We start from the raw sequence: 19,727 nt of genomic DNA, 5'->3' as shown, positions 1-19,727 counted from the left end.
CCTGTGGAGTGACCACAGGAGAGGCCCATGTCAGCCTGGTATCAATGGCTCAGACTCTATCGCATTCATGTCAGGCTGCTGGGTGCCTTTGTCTTCCTCTTTCTCATCACCCTGCTGCTGAGCAGCCTGCTCTTCATCCCCTTCTACTACCAGCAGCTCAAGCAGAGCCTGGATGCCCAGATAAGCCAGGGCACCCATGCCATCATAGGGGAGATCTCCACCAGCGCCGAGACGGCCGTCCGTAGTCACCTCAAGGGGATCACCGACGCTGAGCTCACCGCCGTCCGCTCCTTCTACGAGGCCTATCGCCGTGGCGAGATGAGCGAGCAGGCGGCCAAGGAGGCCGCGAGTCAGCATCTTCGCCACATCACCATAGGTAGCAGCGGCTATCTCTACGTGATCGACAGCAAGGGCATCATTCGTACCCATATCAAGCCGGAGCTGATCGGAAAGAGTTTGGCCCGCTACGAGTTTATCCGTCAGCAGATGAAGACCAAACAAGGCTATCTGGAGTACGACTGGCAAAACCCCGGCGAGAGTGCCCCGCGCAAGAAGGCTCTCTACATGACCTACTTCGCCCCCTGGGACTGGATCATCTCGGCCTCCTCCTACCGGGATGAGTTCAACCAGCTCATCAATATCGATGACTTCCGCCACCGCATCCTCGAGATGCGTTTTGGCCAGAGCGGCTATGCCTATGTGCTCGACGGGCAGGGAGAGGTGATTCTCCACCCCTTTATCAAGCGCCACTCGCCGGAAGCCGACTATTTGAAAAACACCCCCTTCGTGCGCCAGATGCTCGAGCAGCGTAACGGCGCGCTGAGCTACGACTGGCAAAACCCTGATGAACCCACACCACGGGAGAAGGTAGCCCGCTTTATCTTCCTCCCCTCCTATGACTGGCTCATCGTCAGCACCTACTATGTGGACGAATTCGATCAGCCCCTGCACCAGTTACTGAAGATGAGTGCCCTCTTTCTGCTGATCCTGCTGGGAGTCATAGTGCTGACCGCCATGAGCCTCAGCGAGTCCATCGTCCGTCCCATTCGCGAGTGTATCGGTCGGGTTAACCGCATAGGCCGGGGCGGCGAGGGAGTGCTTATCGCCAGCACGGAGCGGGCCCGGGACGAGGTGATGTTCATGTCCCGCTTCTTCGACAAGTTCATTCAGCGGCTCTCGGTCTCCCATACCCTGCTGGAGGAGAACCATCGCCAGCGGGTGGATCTGCAGGAGAAGACCGAAGCACTCAACCGGGAGCTGGCCGCCATCAACCAGAGCCTGGAGGTCAGGGTGTGTGAACGCACGGCGGCACTGAACGAGACGATCCGCCAGCTGGAAGAGACCCGCACCCATCTGGTAGAGGCTGAGAAAAACGCCGCCCTCAGTCGCCTCATCGCCGGGGTGGCCCACGAAATCAACACCCCACTCGGCAACCTGGTCACCAGTACCTCCTACCTGTTCGAACTGATGCAAGAACATAGTCGACAGCTGGCCGAGGGGCGCCTCTCACGCACTCACCTCACCGACTATGAACAGGGAACGGGAGAGCTGCATGCCATGATGGAGCAGAATCTGCAGCGGCTGGTGCAACTCATCCAACGCTTCAAGATGCTCGACCTGCAGGATGAGGGGGATGGCCCGGCCCTTTTCACACTCGGCGAATTGCTGGAGGAAGCGGCCCAGTTCAGCCACCTCGACCGCCAAGGGGTTGAACTGAAGATAGAGGGGAATGGCGAGACCCTCGTCAAGGGGGTGAAGAAGTGGTTCATGCTCTCCTTCTCCGAGCTGATGCTCAACTCCCTGCAGCATGGTGGGGAGAGGCTGGGCCAGGTGCACATCACCATCACGGCCACCGCCGGCCAGCTTCGTATCGGCTATGGGGACGATGGAAAGGGAATCGATGAACGCCTGATCCCCCATCTCTTCGAACCCTTCGTCACCGACGCCCGCTTTCGCGGCAATGCAGGCCTGGGACTGCACCAGATCTACAACATAGTGACCCAGAAGATGGGGGGTGAGATCCGTTATGAGCCGTCAGAGGGCCAATTCTGGCTGACCCTGCCCTTCGAGGAGTCCCCTGCATGAGCGCCAGCTTCTCCCTGAAAGTCGACCATCCCCGGGTCAGCAGAGGGAACCCCTGGCCGCTCTTGCTTCTCATTCTGCTGCTCTTTGCCCGGGCGGCCTTGGCCGGGACCACCTTTACCTATATCAGCCCCGAGAGTGACAAGGATCCCCGCCAGACCTATGACAGAGATCTGCTGCAACTGGCTCTGGAGAAGAGTCGCCCCGAATACGGCCCCTATGAATTGGTCGCTGCCCCTCCCATGAACCGGGATCGCATCCGTCTCAGCATTCGCCAGAATCGCTACCCCAACCTCTTTGCCATGGACAGCTGGAGCAACCGCCTCGACTTCGAACAGATGCACTATGTCCCCTTCCCCATCCATCTTGGGTTGACCGGTTATCGCATCTGCTTCGTCAACCCCGAGCGGGCAAAGGCAGTGGCGCAAATACGCAACCGGGAGGAGGCCAGGCTCTTCCTTCACGGTCAGGGCAAGGGGTGGCTCGATGTGGAGATACTGAGGCAGGCCGGCTTCAAGGTGCTCGAGCGTTCCGAGTACGAGAAACTCTTTCTGATGGTGGCACGGGGGCGTATCGATCTCTTCTGCCGCGGGGTGGGCGAACTGCAGCAGGAGTGGAAGAGCCACACCCACCTCCCCGGGCTGACAGTAGACTCACACCTGCTCTTCTACTATCCCCTGCCCCGGGTCTTCTTTACCCATGTCAGTAACAGAGAGGGACTTGGCCGTATTCGGCTCGGGCTGGAGCGCGCCTGGCGCGACGGCTCCCTGGAGGCGCTCTGGCGCCAGGCATTTGGCCCCTCCATCAAGGCGGCCCGGCTGGAACAGCGGCTGCTGATTCCCCTCGACAATCCCTATCTCAAGGGGATCGGCTTCGACTACCGGCGCTACTTCTACAATCCGGCCACCGACAGGGTCGGCGACGCCCGGTCCCATCACACCCCACCATGAGAAAGGGGCGCCTGACGGCGCCCCTCTTGCCCTTACAGGGCGGCACAGATCTGCCAGAGATCGTACTGGATGGCCGCCGCCGTCACCTCCCGTCCCGAGCCGGGGCCCTGAATGACCAGGGGGTTGGTTCGGTAACTGTCGCTCTCGATGGCAAACACGTTGTCACAGGGCAACAGGTTGGCAAAGGGGTGATGGGGCTCAAGGCTCTCTAGACCCACCCTCGCCTTGCCGCTACGCTCCCAGCGGGCCACATAACGCAGCACCTTGCCGAGGCGCCTGGCACTCTCGAAGGCGGAGAGAATGGGGCCGTCGAGCTCCTGCAGACGATCCATAAACTGCTCCGGACTGACCTTGCGCAGGGGAACGGGGACCAGGTTTTCCAGCTCGATGTCGTTGGAATCGAGCTCATAACCCGCCTCCCGGGCCAGGATCAGCAGCTTGCGACGCACATCCTGACCGGAGAGATCCTCACGCGGATCCGGCTCGGTCAGGCCATGCTGCCACGCCTCCTCCACCAACTCGGAGAAGGGACGGCTACCGTCATACTGCTGGAACAGCCAGGAGAGGGTGCCCGAGAAGATGCCGGCGACGCCGTGGATGCGGTCGCCGCTCTGACGCAGCATCTGGATGCTCGACTGCACCGGCAGGCCGGCCCCCACGGTGGCGTTGTAGCGCCACTGCACCTGATGATCACGGCAGCTCTGCTTGACCCGCAGGTAGAACTCGCTCTCGGCGGCACCGGCAAACTTGTTGGCGGCGATGAGGTGAATGCCGAGCTGGGCCAGCTCCGGGTAGTAGCGGCTCACCGTCTCGCTGGCGGTGAGATCGAGGGCGATCAGGGCGTCGAAGCTGTGCTGCTCGAGCTGGCCGAGCAGCTCGGGCCAGATCAGCGGCGACGGGTGACTGGCTTCCTGTACCCGCAGGGGATCGATCCCCTCCTCGTCCAGCCAGCCCCCTTCCGAGCCGTAGACCCCGTACAGGGTCAGTGCCAGGTTGAGCTCCTGCTCCAGGCGTTGACGCTCGCGGGCATAGAGGCTCAGCCACTGGCCGCCGATGTTGCCCTTGCCAAACACCACCAACCCGACCCGGGTCGGACGGCTGAACAGGGCACCGTGCAGGGCGATAAGCAGCGGCTCCAGCACCACCTGGCGCAATACGGCCACCAGGCTCAGACCATCTTTCGCCGCCTGCACAAACTCGACCGGCTGATCCGCGGTGAGCTGATAGAAGCGGTGGCACTGCTCGGCATTATCGGTCACGCCGGCGCCCACCAGGGCGACCAGACTATACCCCTCCTTCTGGATGAGCCCGGTGAAGCCTCCCTCCAGCTGGTAGTCACGCAGCAGATCATAGGCGCCGGTGGCCACCTCCAGGGTGTAGGCCAGGCGCAGCATGCGGCGATCCGGCTGGCGTTGGGCCGTCAGTGGCTGAATGCGATGACGGGCCAGGTAGGCCTCGATGGCGGCGGCAGCGCGCTCAAATTCCCCTTCAGGCAACACCTTGAGTTCGATCAGGGCGATCTGGTCGACCGAGGAGACGATGCGGGCGCCACCGGAGCGCGGTGCCCGACGCAAGATATGGGTACACCCCTCGTCGGGGTTGTAGCTGCAGCGCAGGGTGAGGCGCTGACGGCTCTCGGCCACCGGCTGCAGGGTGCGCGAATGGAGTACGGAGGAGCCCAGACGCGCCAGCTCGTTGGCCTCTGCCAGACTGAGACGCTCCAGCAGGCGAGCCTCCTTCACCCGGCGCGGATCGGCGCTGTAGACACCGGCCACATCGCTCCAGATGGTGGTGGACTCGCCATCCGCCAGGGCTGCCAGCAGGCTGGCGCTGTAGTCGGAGCCGTTACGGCCGAGCAGCAGGGAGCGCCCCTCCAGGTCGGCGGCGATGAAGCCGGTCACCACGATGCGGCCATCGTGCTCGGCCAGGCGAGCCTTGAGCAACTCGCTGGAGAGGACGTGATCGACCCGGATAAGGGGGCCATCTTCGGCCCGCAGGAAGCTGCGTGCATCGAGCCAGCGCGTCTTGTTGCCGCGCTGGGTCAGCAGGGCGGCCAGCAGGCGGGCCGACCACACCTCACCAAACGCCAGCAGGCCGTTGCGATCGAAGCGATCGAACTGGCGCTCCAGAGTGCGGGCGATGGCGCGAAAGTCCTCGGCCAGCTGGGCGCCGAGCTCCACCTGCAACTCCCCCTCCAACAGACCATCGATCAGGCTCTGCTGATAGGCGTGCAGGGCGGTGTGCGCCTCACCGGCCGCCTCGTCCCCCGCCTCGGCCAGCTCCACCAGCTGGATCAGGCGGTTGGTGGTCTTGCCGGCGGCGGAGACCACCACCAGTTCATTGCCGCCGCACTGCTGCTCAACGATGGCGGCGACCCGACGGTAACAGACCGGATCGGCCAGGCTGCTGCCGCCAAACTTGTGAACATGACGACGCTTCACACCCGCCTCTGCTGCCACCGCACTCTCTCCATTTAATACTGTCATTTATGCTTCTACCCTTGTTGCGATCGCCAGCGCCTGAGCCAGATCGGCCACCAGGTCCGGACCGTGCTCGATCCCCACCGACAGCCGCAGGAGCTGTCCGCTGATGCCGGCCCTGAGTTGGGCCTCCGGTGTCATGGCCCTGTGGGTCATGCTGGCCGGATGGGCGATAAGGCTCTCCACCCCGCCCAGGGACTCGGCCACCGAAAAGCAGCGCAGCGCCCCCAGGAAGGCACGGATCCCCGCCTCGTCGAGACTGAGCTCGAAACTTACCATGGCCCCGAATCCCGCTTGTTGACGGCGCGCAATCTCGTGCCCGGGATGGCTCGGCAGGGAGGGATGATAGATCCGCTTGACCACGGATTGCGACAGCAAGAAGTCAAGGATCTGGCGGGCATTCTCCTCGTGGGCGCGCAAGCGGGCCCCCAGGGTACGCAAGCCACGCAGGGTGAGGTAGGAGTCAAACGCCCCGCCGGTGACCCCCAGGCAGTTGGCCCACCAGGTGAGGCGCTCGGCCAGCTCACCATCGGCGGCCACCACGGCACCGCCGACCACATCCGAGTGGCCGTTGATGTACTTGGTGGTGGAGTGCACCACCAGATCGGCCCCCAGCGCCAGCGGCTGCTGCCAGAAGGGAGTGAGGAAGGTGTTGTCCACCGCCACCAGGGCTCCAGCCTCATGGGCTGCGTCGCAGATGGCGGCCACATCCACGACCCGCAGCAGCGGGTTGGAGGGGGTCTCGACCCACACCAGCTTGGGCCCCTCGGCCAGGGCGGCGGCCAGGGCCTCCGGGTCACCCTGATCGACAAACTTGACCCGATAACACCCCTTGGCCGCCAGATGCTCAAACAGGCGCCAGGTGCCGCCATAACAGTCGTGGGGGGCGATCAGCAGATCCCCGGCCGCCAGCAAGGTGGTGCTCACCAGGTGGACTGCCCCCATACCGGTTGAGGTAACGATGGCGCCACTTCCCCCTTCCAGGGCGGCCAGGGCCTCGGCCAGGTGGCTGCGGGTCGGGTTACCGGAGCGGGCATAGTCATATTGACGGGGCTCGCCAAAGTCGGCGAAGGTGTAGTTGCTGGAGAGGTAGATGGGCGGCACCACGGCCCCGTGCTGGGTGTCGCTCTCGATGCCGATCCGGACGGCCCGGGTTCCCTTGTCACTCATCTGCTCTCTCCTCTGCTCCGTGGGTTGGAGACCACACTAAACCAGACAAACAAAGCCGTCAATATGTCTGGACGTCTAAATGGCTTTGCCGTTGGATTGCCAATGCTATCCATAGGGGTTAAAATTCGCGGTCACGGCCAAATCGAGAACAGGTGAATCATGGGTACAGAGTGGAACGGCGACTACGTCAGCCCCTATGCAGAGCACGGCAAGAAGAGCGAGCTGGTGAAGAAGATCACCGTCTCCATTCCGCTCAAGGTGCTCAAGGTGCTGACCGACGAGCGCACCCGCCGTCAGGTCAACAACCTGCGCCACGCCACCAACAGCGAGTTGCTCTGTGAAGCCTTCCTTCATGCGTTCACCGGCCAGCCCCTGCCGAGCGACGACGACCTGCGCAAGGACAAGCCGGACCATATCCCGGCCGAAGCCCTCGCCATCATGCAGGCGCTGGGCAAAGAGATCGAAGAGTTCGACAACGACTGACGTTTCACTGATAGCAAAGAGGCGACCCCGGGGTCGCCTCTTTCTATTTGTGGCTCGCTTAACGGAGCAGGCTGAACAACAGCGCCGAGACGGAGAGGGCCCCGGTCAACAGGATAAAGCCGTTGGCTATCCGGTTCTCCTTCAGATGGGCCATGGCCGGTACCTTGTAGATGGCGATGACCGGCATGATGAAGAGGATCATGGCGATCACCGGGCCAGAGAGCACCTCCATCAGGCCGAGGATGCTGGGGTTGACCACGGCCGCCCCCCAGATGGCGAAGAACATGAAGGCGATCCCCACCTTGTCGGCCCGCTCGCTGGAGAGCCCCTGCCTGGCAAGCAGGTTTTGCAGGCTGGCACGTGCCCCCAGGAAGTGGCCGAGGAAGGAGGAGGTGATGGCGATAAAGGCGATCACCGGCCCCAGGGTCACGATCACCGGATTATCGGTGACGTTGGCCAGATAGGAGAGCACCGAGACATTTTGCGCCTTGGCGGCGGCCAACTGCTCCGGTGACAGGGCCAGCACACAGGAGAAGACGAAGAAGAGCACGAAGCTGACCAGCATCAGACTGGTGCGCAGCAGGATCTGGCGACTCTTCTCCCCGGCACCGTCACCGTAGTGACGCTGCTGCACGTTGGCAAACCCGGAGAGGGCCGCCGCGTGGCTGAAGGCAAACACGGTCACCGGCAGGGCCAGCCAGACCGTCTTGGCAAAGTCGAACCCCTGCAGTTCACTCCCCGCAGGCCAGCGCCACTCGGGCATCAGGTAGAAGGAGAGGGCCGCCAGGATCGCCGCCAGCGGGTAGACCATAAAGGCAAAAGCCCGCAACATCGCCTTCTCCCCGGCCAGCATTACGGCCACCATGAGGAATACCAGCAGACCGGAGAGCATCACCCGTGGCGGCATCGCCATCCCCAGCTGGTTGACCATGAAGCTCTCGACCGTATTGGTCAGCCCTACCCCGTAGATAAGCAGGATCGGAAAGATGGAGAGGAAGTAGAGCACCGAGATGAGACGCCCGCTGACGGCTCCGAAGTGCTCCTCGGCCACCTCGGTGAAATCGGCACCGGGACGGGAGGAGGAGAGCACGAAGCGGGTCAATCCCAGGTGAGCCAGATAGGTCATGGGACCGGCCAGCACGGCCACCAGCAGCAGGGGCCAGATCCCCCCCAGACCCAGATTGATGGGCAGAAACAGGATGCCGGCGCCAACGGCAGTGCCAAACAGGCTGATGACCCACTGGGTGTCGTGCCGCTGCCAGCGGCTCAGGCTCTCGGCCCTGGGAGTAACCGGGGAAGAAACGGAGATATCCATGATAAAACCACAATTAACGCTATTTTGAACTGGGCGGATTGTGGGCTATCGACATTTAATTCTCAAAAAAGGGAGGTAACAGATCCCGCTATGGTTTCACCTCAGAGCCAGTGCAGCATGCAGGGTTAGCAAGAAACCCTGAACCATCGCTCTAAAAAACAGGAAAAACACAGACCAATAATTCAAAATTTCACATCAAATCAAATTTTTATTTCACAAAAAACTCAATGACCGGATAAAGCTCTCAAATGCAACCCAGGCATGAGTCGCCCATCCATTTTTAACTCATTGAATAAAAAAGTGATTTTGCCATGAAAAAGGGCGGCCATCGGGCCGCCCACAGGGGTTAAACACGGCGTCGCCGCTGCAGCCAGACCACCAGGGCAAACAGCATGAAGCCGGGGATCCACATAAACTCCTTGCGGATACGATCGGTGGGCGCCTTGACGCTCAGGATCTGCTGGTCGAACTCCAGCCCCAGATCGGCGGCGGTACTGCCGAAGGTGACGCTGTCGATCAGGGTCTTGCCCTCCTGCTCATAGAGCATCAGCCCCAGCTTCTCCAAACGCGCCTCGCCACTGGCCCCGTCGGGAACCGGTAACAACACGGTGAAACGACGGATCTTGCCCACCGCATCGGGTCCCTCCAGACGCAGGCGCAGGGTGCTGTCAGCCTCGACCTGGCCCAGGGTCTGCACCAGTTGGGCCGGCGGGGTCTCCACATAGGGGTCGTGCACCATGTCCATCCAGAAGCCGGGACGGAACAGGGTGAAGGCCACCAGCAGCAGCAGCAGGCTCTCATACCAGCGACTCTTCACCAGGAAGTAGCCCTGGGTCCCGGCGGCAAAGATCAGCATGGCGAAGGTGGCCACGATGAAGATGAGCACGCCGTGGGCGAAGTCCACGTTGATGAGCAGCAGATCGGTGTTGAAGATAAACAGGAACGGCAGCGCCGCGGTACGCAGGCTGTAGTAGAAGGCGGTGATCCCGGTCTTGATGGGGTCTCCCTTGGAGACGGCGGCCGCGGCGAACGAGGCCAGCCCCACCGGCGGGGTCACGTCCGCCATGATGCCGAAGTAGAAGACGAACAGGTGCACGGCGATGAGCGGCACGATCAGGCCGTTCTGCTGCCCCAGCGCCACCACCACGGGTGCCAGCAGGCTGGAGACCACGATGTAGTTGGCGGTGGTGGGCAGCCCCATCCCGAGGATGAGACTCAGCAGGGCGGTCAGCATCAGCATCAGCAGCAGGTTGCCCATGGAGAGGAACTCCACCAGATCCGCCAGCACCAGACCGACGCCGGTCTGGGAGACGGCCCCCACTATGATACCGGCGGTGGCGGTAGCGATGCCGATGCCGATCATGTTGCGGGCACCGGCAATCAGCCCCTCGCGCAGGTCCACCACCCCGTCCATCAGGCTGCCGTAGTCGTGCTGGCCATCGGTGCGCAGCCAGTTCAGCAGCGGGCGCTGGGTCAGCAGGATCACCACCAGCATGATGGTGCCCCAGAAGGCCGACAGGCCCGGGGAGAGGCGCTCGACCATCAGGCACCACACCAGTACCACCACCGGCAGCAGGAAGTGGAGACCGGAGAGCAGTACGGCGCGGGTATCGGGCAGGTCATCCAGAGGCTGTTCCGGGTCTTCCGGCGGCAGCGGGGCATTGCTGGCGGCGATCTTGAGCAGGCCCAGATAGACCAGCACCAGCAGGGCGCCCACCACCGGCAGGGCATACTCACCCAGCACCGGCTTGAGCCAACCCAGACCGTAGTAGACCGCCATGGAGAGACCGCTGATCAGCGCCGCACCGAAGGCAAAGCCGGTCAGGCGCTGCAGCCAGGTGCGCGGATGACGGCTGCCGATGGGCTGCATGCCGAGTTTCAGTGCCTCGAGGTGCACGATATAGAGCAGGGCGATATAGGAGATGGCCGCCGGCAGGAAGGCGTGCTTGATGATATCCACGTAGGGAATGCCGACGTACTCCACCATCAGGAAGGCCGCCGCCCCCATCACGGGGGGCATGATCTGGCCGTTGACCGAGGAGGCGACCTCCACAGCACCGGCCTTCTCCTTGGAGAAACCGACCCGTTTCATCATGGGAATGGTGAAGGTACCCGTGGTCACCACGTTGGCAATCGACGATCCGGAGATGACCCCGGTCAGGGCCGAGGCCACCACGGCCGCCTTGGCCGGGCCGCCACGCAGGTGGCCGAGCAGGCTGAAGGCGAGCTGGATAAAGTAGTGGCCGGCACCGGCCCGCTCCAGCAGAGCACCAAACAGCACGAACAAAAAGACGAAACTGGTCGAGACCCCAAGGGCGATGCCAAACACCCCTTCGGTGGTGATCCACTGGTGATTGGCGAGGGCATGCAGGCTCACCCCCCGGTGCGCCAGCAGGGAGGGCATCCAGGGGCCGGCCAGGCTGTAGCCGAGGAAGACGATGGCGATCACCGCCAGGGCCGGGCCAAGAGCACGGCGGGCCGCCTCCAGCAGCAGCGGAATGCCGACACAGGCGACCATGAAGTCGAGATCGGTCAGGTTGCCCGGGCGCAGGGCCAACTGGTCATAGGCGAGGAAGAGATAACCGGCCACCAGGGCGCCGATCAGCCCCAGCCCGAGATCCGGCAGGGGAACCCGATCGCGCGGGGAGCGCCGGCCAAAGGGGAAGACCAAGTAGGCGAGCAGGATGGCGAAGGCCAGATGAATGGAGCGTGATTCGGTGTCATTAAGGACCCCAACACCCAGCATGAAAGGGAGCGGTGAGGCGATCCAAAGCTGGAACAGGGACCAGACCAGCGCCAGGCCGGCGATGACCCAGCTCATGGAGCCGACCGGCAGGCGGGCCCCCACGTCCTGGGCAATCAGCTCCTCGGCGGAGAGCGCGTCATGTTGTTGTGCTTGTTGCATAGGCTGACTCTGTTGGTACTACTATGAGCAGGCTCGCCCCCAGGAGGGGGCGAGCCAAAGGGTGGAACCAAGGGGGGGTGGATTACATCCAGCCACGCTCCTTGTAGTAACGCACCGCACCCTCATGCAGGGGAGCGGAGAGGCCCACCTTGATCATGTCGGTCTCTTTCAGATCGGCGAAGGCCGGATGCAGACGCTTGAAGCGGGCCAGGTTGTCAAACACCGACTTGGTCAGCTGATAGACCACTTCCGGATCCGTCTTGGCGCTCACAGAGAGCACCGCCTTGCCACCGATGGAGGGAGTCGGGTTCGGGCTGCCCTTGTAGAGACCACCCGGGATCTCGGCCTTGCTGTAGTAGCTCCGCTCGGCCAGCAGCTTGTCGATCTCGGGGCCGGTCACCGGCACCAGCACGGCGTCGGTGGTGGTAGAGGCCTCCTGAATGGCACCGTTGGGATGACCGACGAAGTAGCTCATGGCGTCGATGTTGTTGTCACCCAGGGCGGAGGCCTGCTCGGCAGGCTTGAGCTCGGAGACCAAGCTGAAGACCCCCTTGTCCCAGCCCTTCACCGCCATGATCTCTTCGAAGGTATCGCGCTGGCCGGAACCCGGGTTACCGATGTTGACGCGCTTGCCCTTCAGATCGTCAAAACCAGCGATCTTGGCATCCTTGCGCGCCAGAATGGTGAACACCTCGCTCTGCAGGGAGAAGACGGCACGGATATCCTCCATGGCCCCTTCTGCCTTGAACGGCTCCAGACCCTTCATGGCCTTGTACTGGTGATCCGACTGCATGATGCCAAAGTTGAACTCACCGCTGCGAATACCGTTGACGTTGGCGACACCACCACCGCTGGCCGGAGCGTTGCACTTGATCTCGTGGGTCTTGGTGCCCTGATTCAGGAAGCGGCAGATAGACTGGCCAGCCACGTAGTAGACGCCGGTCTGGCCACCGGTACCTATGGTCACGAAACGCTCGGCAGCCTGGGCCTGGGTGCCCGGCAACAGGCCAAACAGGGCGGCAGAAACGGCGCAGGCCAAGGTTAATCCCTTCATGTGTACATCCTTTTGTTATGGTCTGGGGGGCTCGCCTCATCGTGAAGCGATAGGAATGGATCAGGTGGCGGACACCTGCAAGGGGACGGGACGTAGACGACCTACGGCAAAAGGTGACGACATCCTGTCACAACAATACAACATTCCAAAAATAACCCGATATCCTGGGTCTGATGCAAATATTAATCTGCAAACAGCCGAATATTTATCGAAAAATTTGAAGGTGATCAACCTAACTCTCTCTTCCCTTGTGACCCCGCTCTCGGCACGGGATCGCGATCTATGTCCCCCTTGAATCCGGATAACAGAAGAGGGGGCCGCAGCCCCCTCCCATCGTCGCTCTGGCAACCGCCCTGTCAGCCCACCGGAGTGAGGGTGATGGTGACCCGGCGATTCTGCGCCTTGCCTTCGGCCGTGCTGTTGGTCGCCACCGGCTGGTCCGGGCCCACCCCTGTGGTGGCGATGCGCGAACCGCTCACGCCGCTGGCGATCAGCTGGTTGGCGACTGCATCGGCACGCTGTTGGGAGAGGCGCATGTTCAGATCCCGCGAGCCGGTGCTGTCGGTGTGACCGACCACGTTGAGGCGGGTTTTGTCGAACTCGGTCACCACCATAGCCACCCCGGAGAGGGTGTTGGCGCCGGCGGCCTTCAGTTGGACGCTGGAGCTGTCGAAGGTGACGTTGTTGGGCATGTTGAGGATCAACTGATCGCCGCTACGGGTCACGCTGACGCCGGTGCCCCTGAGCTTGTCGCGCAGCTTGGCCTCCTGCACGTCCATGTAGTAGCCGATGCCACCGCCGAGGGCCGCGCCGGCGGCCACACCGGTCCAGACCCCCTTCTTGCGATCCCCCTTGCTGGAGGAGAGTGCCCCCACGGCTGCGCCGGCAGCGGCGCCGGCCAGAGAGCCCCAGACCGCCTTCGAGGTCTGCTCTTCACCGGTATAGGGATTGGTGGTACAGCCGGATACGGCGATGGTCAGTGCCAGCATGGGCACCAGAGTCTTGGCTCGCATGAAAAAAACCTCTGAGAAATCGGACCGGCACCGCGCCGGGGCGGCGATTGTAGATCAGGGCTGCGCCACTGTCTGACGCTAACCTTAACCGGCGAAGCGAATGGCGATTTTTCAGGCACGACTGCGCCGCATCAAACGGCCCCTTCCCCCCGATGCGTCACCCCGATGCCCCACGCCTGCTGACACTCCGCATGACAGGGGCAGCTCACCAGATGATCGTTCACCATCCCCACCGCCTGCATGAAGGCGTAACAGATGGTGCTGCCGACGAAGGTGAAGCCGCGTTTTTTCAGCGCCCTGGACATGGCATCCGACTCCTTGGAGGTGGCCGGTATGTCACCATCACCCTGGTGCCGGTTGACGATGGGGCGCCCCCCGACGAAGTCCCACAGGAAGCCGGCGAAGTCGACCCCCTCCTCTTGCATGGTCAGGTAGGCGCGGGCATTTTTGATGATCGACTGCACCTTGAGCCGGTTGCGGATGATGCCGGTGTCTTGCATCAGGCGCTCCACGTCGGCCTCGCCGAAGGCGGCGATGGCCACCGGATCGAAGCCGGCGAAGGCCCGATAGTAGCCGGGCGTGCGCTTCAGGATGGTGATCCACGACAGCCCAGCCTGCTGCCCGTCGAGGCAGAGCTTGGCAAACAGCTCGCCGCCATCGCGCACCGGGCGACCCCACTGGGCGTCGTGATACTCGATGTATTCGGGATCCCGGGTTACCCAGGCACAGCGCAGGGTCAATTCGGTGCTCATGTAATTTCGCCTATTATCCGACCATGCCAGACGGTATACTCCTTCGGTTCAATTTCAGCAATTTCGCGCGAAATCCAAGCCATGCAAAAATTCGATGTCAAAACCTTTCAGGGCCTGATCCTGCAGCTGCAGGACTACTGGTCCCGCCAGGGCTGTACCATTATCCAGCCGCTGGACATGGAGGTCGGTGCCGGTACCTCCCACCCGATGACCTGTCTGCGCGCCCTGGGGCCCGAGCCCATCGCCTGCGCCTACGTGCAGCCCTCCCGCCGCCCGACCGACGGTCGTTACGGCGAGAACCCCAACCGTCTGCAGCACTACTACCAGTTCCAGGTCATCATCAAGCCCTCTCCGGACAACATCCAGGAGCTCTACCTGGGCTCCCTGAAAGAGCTGGGGATGGATCCGCAGGTGCATGACATCCGCTTCGTCGAAGACAACTGGGAAAACCCGACCCTGGGCGCCTGGGGTCTGGGCTGGGAAGTGTGGCTCAACGGCATGGAAGTGACCCAGTTCACCTACTTCCAGCAGGTGGGCGGCCTCGAGTGCAAGCCGGTCACCGGCGAGATCACCTACGGTCTCGAGCGACTGGCCATGTACATCCAGGGCGTCGACAGCGTCTATGACCTGGTCTGGTCTGACGGCCCCCTGGGCAAGACCACCTACGGCGACGTGTTCCACCAGAACGAGGTGGAGCAATCTACCTACAACTTCGAACACGCCGATGTGGAGTTCCTGTTCCACTGCTTCGAGCAGTACGAGAAGGAAGCCCAGTCCCTGCTGGCGCTGGAGAAGCCGCTGCCGCTACCGGCCTACGAGCGCATCCTCAAGGCCGCTCACTCCTTCAACCTGCTGGATGCCCGCAAGGCCATCTCGGTCACCGAGCGTCAGCGCTACATACTGCGCATTCGCACCCTGACCAAGGCCGTGGCCGAGGCATACTACGCCTCCCGCGAGGCGCTGGGCTTCCCCATGTGTCAGCGCGCAGAGAACAAGCAAGGTTAAGGAACGAACATGGCACAACATACATTTCTGGTAGAGATCGGCACTGCCGAGCTGCCGCCCAAGGCCCTGCGCTCTCTGGCCGAAGCCTTCGAAGCCAACTTCAAAGCCGAACTGACCAAGGCCGATCTGGCCTTCGGCGACGTCGAGTGGTTTGCCTCCCCGCGCCGTCTGGCGCTCAAGGTGTTCGGCCTCGCCGCCGAGCAGCCGAGCAAGAGCGTCGAGAAGCGCGGCCCGGCCGTGGCCCAGGCGTTCGATGCCGACGGCAAGCCGACCAAGGCCGCCGAAGGCTGGGCCCGTGGCAACGGCATCACCGTCGAGCAGGCCGAGCGCCTGGTCACCGACAAGGGCGAGTGGCTGGTCCATACCGCCAAGGTCGAAGGCCGTCCGGCCAAAGATCTGCTCGGTGAGCTGGTAGCTTCATCTCTGGCCAAGCTGCCCATCCCCAAGATGATGCGCTGGGGCGACAAGACCATTCAGTTCGTGCGTCCGGTCTTCACCGTGACCCTGCTGCTGGACGGCGACTTGGTGCCCGCCCACATCCTGGGTATCGACTCTGCCCGCACCCTGCGCGGCCACCGCTTTATGGGCGAGCCGGAACTGACCATTGAGTCTGCCGACCAGTACCCGCAGATCCTGCAGGAGCGCGGCATGGTGATTGCCGACTTTATGGCACGCAAGGCCAAGATCAAGGCCGACGTCGAAGCGGCCGCTGCCGCCTTCGGTGGCGTGGCCGATCTGGACGACGCCCTGCTGGAAGAGGTCACCGCCCTGGTCGAGTGGCCTGTGGTGCTGACCGCCAACTTCGAAGAGAAGTTCCTGGCCGTGCCGGCCGAGGCGCTGGTGCACACCATGAAGGGTGACCAGAAGTACTTCCCGGTCTACGACCAGAGCGGCAAGCTGCTGCCCAAGTTCATCTTCGTCACCAACATCGAGTCCAAAGACCCGAGCCAGATCATCGCCGGTAACGAGAAGGTGGTGCGTCCGCGCCTGTCTGACGCCGAGTTCTTCTTCAAGACCGACCTCAAGCAGACCCTGGCCTCCCGCCTGCCGCGCCTCGAGACCGTGCTGTTCCAGCAACAGCTGGGTACCGTGCGCGCCAAGGCCGCCCGTATCGAGGCCATGGCCGGCTTTATCGCCGCCAAGATCGGTGCCGACGTGGGCCAGGCCCAGCGCGCCGGTCTGCTCTCCAAGTGCGATCTCATGACCAACATGGTCAGCGAGTTCACCGACACCCAGGGTGTCATGGGCATGCACTACGCCCGTCACGACGGCGAAGCCGAAGCGGTGGCCCTGGCCCTCAACGAGCAGTACATGCCGCGCTTTGCCGGCGATGCCCTGCCCGCCGGCCTGGTCTCCTGCGCCGTGGCCCTGGCCGACAAGTTCGACACCCTGGCCGGTATCTTCGGCATCGGCATGCTGCCGAAGGGTGACAAGGATCCGTTCGCCCTGCGCCGCGCCGCCATCGGTGCCCTGCGCATCATGACCGAGAAGCAGCTGGACCTGGATCTGGTGGAGCTGGTCGAAGAGGCCGTCAGCGTCTACGGTGACAAGCTCACCCACAAGAGCGTCGTCACCGACGTGGTCGACTTCATGCTGGGCCGCTTCCGTGCCGCCTATCAGGACGAAGGCATCGGTGCCGACGTGGTGTTGGCCGTACTGGCCCGCCGCCCGACCCGTCCGCTCGACTTCGATCGCCGCGTCAAGGCCGTCAGCCACTTCCGCACCCTGGATGCCGCCCTGGCCCTGGCCGCCGCCAACAAGCGCGTGAGCAACATCCTGGCCAAGGTCGAAGGCGAATTGCCGACTGCCGTCAAACCGGAACTGCTGGTCGATGCCGCCGAGAAGGCCCTGGCCACCCAGGTTGCCGAACTGCAAGCCGAACTGGCCCCGCTGTTCGCTGCCGGTGACTATCAGGCTGCCCTCACCCGTCTGGCCGCCCTGCGCGAACCGGTCGACACCTTCTTCGAAGAGGTGATGGTGATGGCCGACGACGAGGCCCTCAAGGCCAACCGTCTGGCGCTGCTGAACAACCTGCGCAACCTGTTCCTGCAAGTCGCGGATATCTCGCTGCTGCAGTGATTTGAGTTGAGTAAGTGATATTAAAAACGGCGCCTTAAGGCGCCGTTTTTGTTTGCTATGAAAATAGAAATTCTTTTTTAAAAATTCTACTGCAAATCCAGACTTATTAATAACCAATATCCAGAGCCTCGATTTATAGGTTAAAAATAAAATTCTTCATAAAGAATTTACATATAAAATAGATCAGGATCACAACAACGCATACTAACATTTTATACCCTATTCAACGAACGTAAATACAACACTATATTATACTTGGAGCATGTAATGGCTGAGCTTTCATCACAACCTACATCCGTTCAATCAGTCTATTCGTGGCATAATGAAGAACGATTATATGTAAATAGGCGTTATCAACGCAAATTAGTATGGACTCTCGAGGAAAAACAAAAACTAATAGAGTCGCTGCTTAAAAAATACCCAATACCTGCAATTCTTTTGGCTGAAAAAGAAAGCGGTGACGGAGTCTATGAAATTATTGACGGGCTTCAACGACTTAACGCCATCACATCCTTCATTGAAGGAGCATTTCCTACTCTGGATGGTAGATATTTTGATATCTCATCCTTCCCAACAGCACAGTCTAGACTTGCTGAAGGAAAATTTTCACCAGCATCCCAAGAGAAAAAACTTTCTATAAAAGAAATATCTATTCTTTTAGATTACTCCATGGCCTTTTCCATAATGAGAGGGGCAACCAATGAAGAGGTCGACGATGTTTTTGACAGAATAAATTCATATGGGCACCGTCTTAGCGACCAAGAACGTCGCCAATCTGGTATACAAAACAGTTTCTCAGAACTTGTCAGGCATTTAGCATGCAAAATCAGAGGAGATAGCTCTCCAGAATTTATGTTAATATCTAAGATGCCTGAAATATCTATAGACCTGCCAATGATGAGGCATGGCTATGATATAAAAGCAGATGAGGTTTTCTGGGTTCAACAAGGAATTTTGAACTCTACAGACCTTAGAGATAGCATGGATGAACAATGTATTGCGGATATTGTAGGTTCTATCATCTCCGGGACCATACTAGAAAGAGCGAAAGATGTTTTAGATAAGATATATGCTCGAGGTAGTGCTGAATCAAATCAAATGCTAACTGCGCTTGGTGTATACGGCAGCGAGACTTTAGCTGGTGAATTTGAATATTGCACCAATGAAATAATTCAAGTTTGTAACGCAACGAAAACTGAAAAACTGCGTAACATAATATATTCTAAGCGAAACACAAATGCATTCCCAGCCGTTTTTGCGGTATTGTTTATTGCATTTCATGATTTATTTGTAAACGAGAAAAAATCTATTTCAAACTATAGCGGAGTGAAAGGTGCAATTACTAACATTACTGATAGGATAGTAACCTCACGCCAAGCGACCTCACCTGAAGAAAGACAGAAAAATGTTAACACAATCAAAGCCTTGATCTCACCCCACTTTGTTAATATTGACCCAACAAAGTTAATATATGCTAACCATTCATCTCTCGATATTGATTCTTATATTAGATGTTCCGGTATGGAATTGGCGCACTTTGAACTAAAACAAGGTGTTGTATCTTTAGGTGATAAACGAGAGATAAATAGAGACTTAATTAACAGAATAGTAAACACTATATGCGCCTTGGCAAACAATGGACCAAATCGTACTGGGCGTATTGTCTTGGGAGTTGCGGATAAAGATGATGATGTTAAAAGAATCATCGAGCTTGATAGCATCACCCCAAGACAAGTAGGTGCTTGGACTGTTGTGGGTGTTAATCGAGAAGCAAAAGCTCTTGGGATAAGTCTAGAAGACTATCATAACTTGATCCGCTCTAGCATTGAAAAATCTGAACTTTCAAACCCATTGAAGAACTCTGTTTTATCCTCAATTGACTTCAATGCCTATTATGGTCTTGGTATTATCATCATAACTATTCCTGAGCAACAAGAACCATCATATGTTGGAGATGATATGTATTGGCGAGATGGGGATAATACAAAAATTGCGACTGGAGCAAAACAAATTGCAGAGATAGGTCGTCGCTTCTAAAAACCAAAACATATTTAATAAAATTACTCTTACAAATCTAGTTATCACCCGACACCGGCCTCAAACCGGTGTCTTTTTTATGCAACTAAATAATATTTTTCCTTCATTACCGACACTAACGTAAATCCATTTTCTCACCATGATGGTAAGCCTAAATTAGGGAGGGTGCGAACAAGTCCCTGATGTGAGATCATGAGCCCCACTTGGCATCAGGTATAAGGTTCAGCATGAATCATCAGCTTACCTTCGCGGATAGGGAAAATTCTGGGACACCCACCATTTTGACAGAGGCGTAATGGCCTGCTTGGCTTGAGGCATCACTGCCGAGGAATTCGCCATGACCATCGCCCGTTCACGTCAAATCAGTTTGCAGGATACGCCCTACTACCACGTGGTCAGCCG

General features: G+C 59.9%; 13 protein-coding genes and 1 pseudogene. 7 read left to right on the top strand and 7 right to left on the bottom strand.

Annotated features, from left to right (window positions below):
- Window positions 1–27: 27 nt before the first annotated feature.
- Together BN1133_RS09605 and BN1133_RS09600 are read left to right on the top strand one after the other, a co-directional pair.
- Window positions 28–2,085: a sensor histidine kinase gene (locus tag BN1133_RS09605; protein WP_050666327.1), complete on the top strand. Its 2,058-nt coding sequence runs from the start codon at window positions 28–30 to the stop codon at window positions 2,083–2,085.
- Window positions 2,082–3,032, top strand: coding sequence for a hypothetical protein (locus BN1133_RS09600; protein WP_050666326.1), 951 nt, complete (start codon window positions 2,082–2,084; stop codon window positions 3,030–3,032). The genes BN1133_RS09605 and BN1133_RS09600 overlap by 4 nt, the downstream gene beginning before the upstream one ends.
- Window positions 3,033–3,064: 32 nt before the next feature.
- Here BN1133_RS09600 and BN1133_RS09595 read toward each other — a convergent pair whose 3' ends face one another.
- Both BN1133_RS09595 and metB read right to left on the bottom strand, forming a co-directional pair.
- The gene (locus tag BN1133_RS09595) at window positions 3,065–5,518 is read right to left on the bottom strand and encodes a bifunctional aspartate kinase/homoserine dehydrogenase II (RefSeq protein WP_050666325.1); all 2,454 of its coding nucleotides are present in this window, start codon (window positions 5,516–5,518) and stop codon (window positions 3,065–3,067) included.
- Complete coding sequence (gene metB / locus BN1133_RS09590; protein ID WP_050666324.1) at window positions 5,519–6,682, bottom strand: cystathionine gamma-synthase; 1,164 nt, start codon at window positions 6,680–6,682, stop codon at window positions 5,519–5,521.
- A 159-nt stretch (window positions 6,683–6,841) separates the two neighbouring features.
- Between metB and metJ the strand changes: the two genes are divergently transcribed.
- Complete coding sequence (metJ, locus tag BN1133_RS09585) at window positions 6,842–7,165, top strand: met regulon transcriptional regulator MetJ (protein ID WP_050666323.1); 324 nt, start codon at window positions 6,842–6,844, stop codon at window positions 7,163–7,165.
- Window positions 7,166–7,223: 58 nt separating this feature from the next.
- On the opposite strand, the gene BN1133_RS09580 is transcribed toward metJ, so the two are convergent.
- The 5 genes from BN1133_RS09580 to BN1133_RS09560 all read right to left on the bottom strand — a co-directional run bounded on the left by BN1133_RS09580 (window position 7,224) and on the right by BN1133_RS09560 (window position 14,192).
- Window positions 7,224–8,480, bottom strand: coding sequence for an aromatic amino acid transport family protein (locus BN1133_RS09580; RefSeq protein WP_050666322.1), 1,257 nt, complete (start codon window positions 8,478–8,480; stop codon window positions 7,224–7,226).
- A gap of 346 nt (window positions 8,481–8,826) precedes the next feature.
- Window positions 8,827–11,385, bottom strand: a complete 2,559-nt coding sequence (locus BN1133_RS09575) for a TRAP transporter permease (RefSeq protein ID WP_050666321.1) — start codon at window positions 11,383–11,385, stop codon at window positions 8,827–8,829.
- An 82-nt stretch (window positions 11,386–11,467) separates the two neighbouring features.
- Window positions 11,468–12,439 carry a TAXI family TRAP transporter solute-binding subunit gene (locus tag BN1133_RS09570; RefSeq protein WP_050666320.1) on the bottom strand — a complete coding sequence of 324 codons (972 nt, stop codon included), beginning with the start codon at window positions 12,437–12,439 and terminating at the stop codon, window positions 11,468–11,470.
- A 356-nt stretch (window positions 12,440–12,795) separates the two neighbouring features.
- On the bottom strand, window positions 12,796–13,452 hold the full coding sequence (locus BN1133_RS09565; protein ID WP_050666319.1) for an OmpA family lipoprotein: 657 nt from the start codon (window positions 13,450–13,452) through the stop codon (window positions 12,796–12,798).
- Window positions 13,453–13,583: 131 nt separating this feature from the next.
- Entirely contained in the window at window positions 13,584–14,192 is a 609-nt protein-coding gene (locus BN1133_RS09560) for a DNA-3-methyladenine glycosylase I (protein WP_050666461.1), read from the bottom strand.
- A 93-nt stretch (window positions 14,193–14,285) separates the two neighbouring features.
- On the opposite strand from BN1133_RS09560, the gene glyQ reads away from it, so the two are divergent.
- From glyQ to BN1133_RS20465, 4 genes and pseudogenes are all read left to right on the top strand, one after another.
- Window positions 14,286–15,209 (top strand): glycine--tRNA ligase subunit alpha, encoded by a 924-nt coding sequence (gene glyQ, locus BN1133_RS09555; protein WP_050666318.1) that lies wholly within the window; start codon window positions 14,286–14,288, stop codon window positions 15,207–15,209.
- 9 nt (window positions 15,210–15,218) lie between these two features.
- Complete coding sequence (gene glyS, locus BN1133_RS09550; RefSeq protein WP_050666317.1) at window positions 15,219–17,288, top strand: glycine--tRNA ligase subunit beta; 2,070 nt, start codon at window positions 15,219–15,221, stop codon at window positions 17,286–17,288.
- A gap of 267 nt (window positions 17,289–17,555) precedes the next feature.
- Window positions 17,556–19,325 carry a GmrSD restriction endonuclease domain-containing protein gene (locus BN1133_RS19685; RefSeq protein ID WP_082177976.1) on the top strand — a complete coding sequence of 590 codons (1,770 nt, stop codon included), beginning with the start codon at window positions 17,556–17,558 and terminating at the stop codon, window positions 19,323–19,325.
- Window positions 19,326–19,662: 337 nt separating this feature from the next.
- Window positions 19,663–19,727, top strand: a pseudogene (locus BN1133_RS20465) (transposase); the annotation flags it as partial.

This window comes from Aeromonas schubertii (assembly GCF_000820105.1).
Lineage (GTDB): Bacteria > Pseudomonadota > Gammaproteobacteria > Enterobacterales > Aeromonadaceae > Aeromonas > Aeromonas schubertii.
Note: the sequence above shows the minus strand (reverse complement) of the source record. Positions and strands in the feature narration are given on the sequence as shown.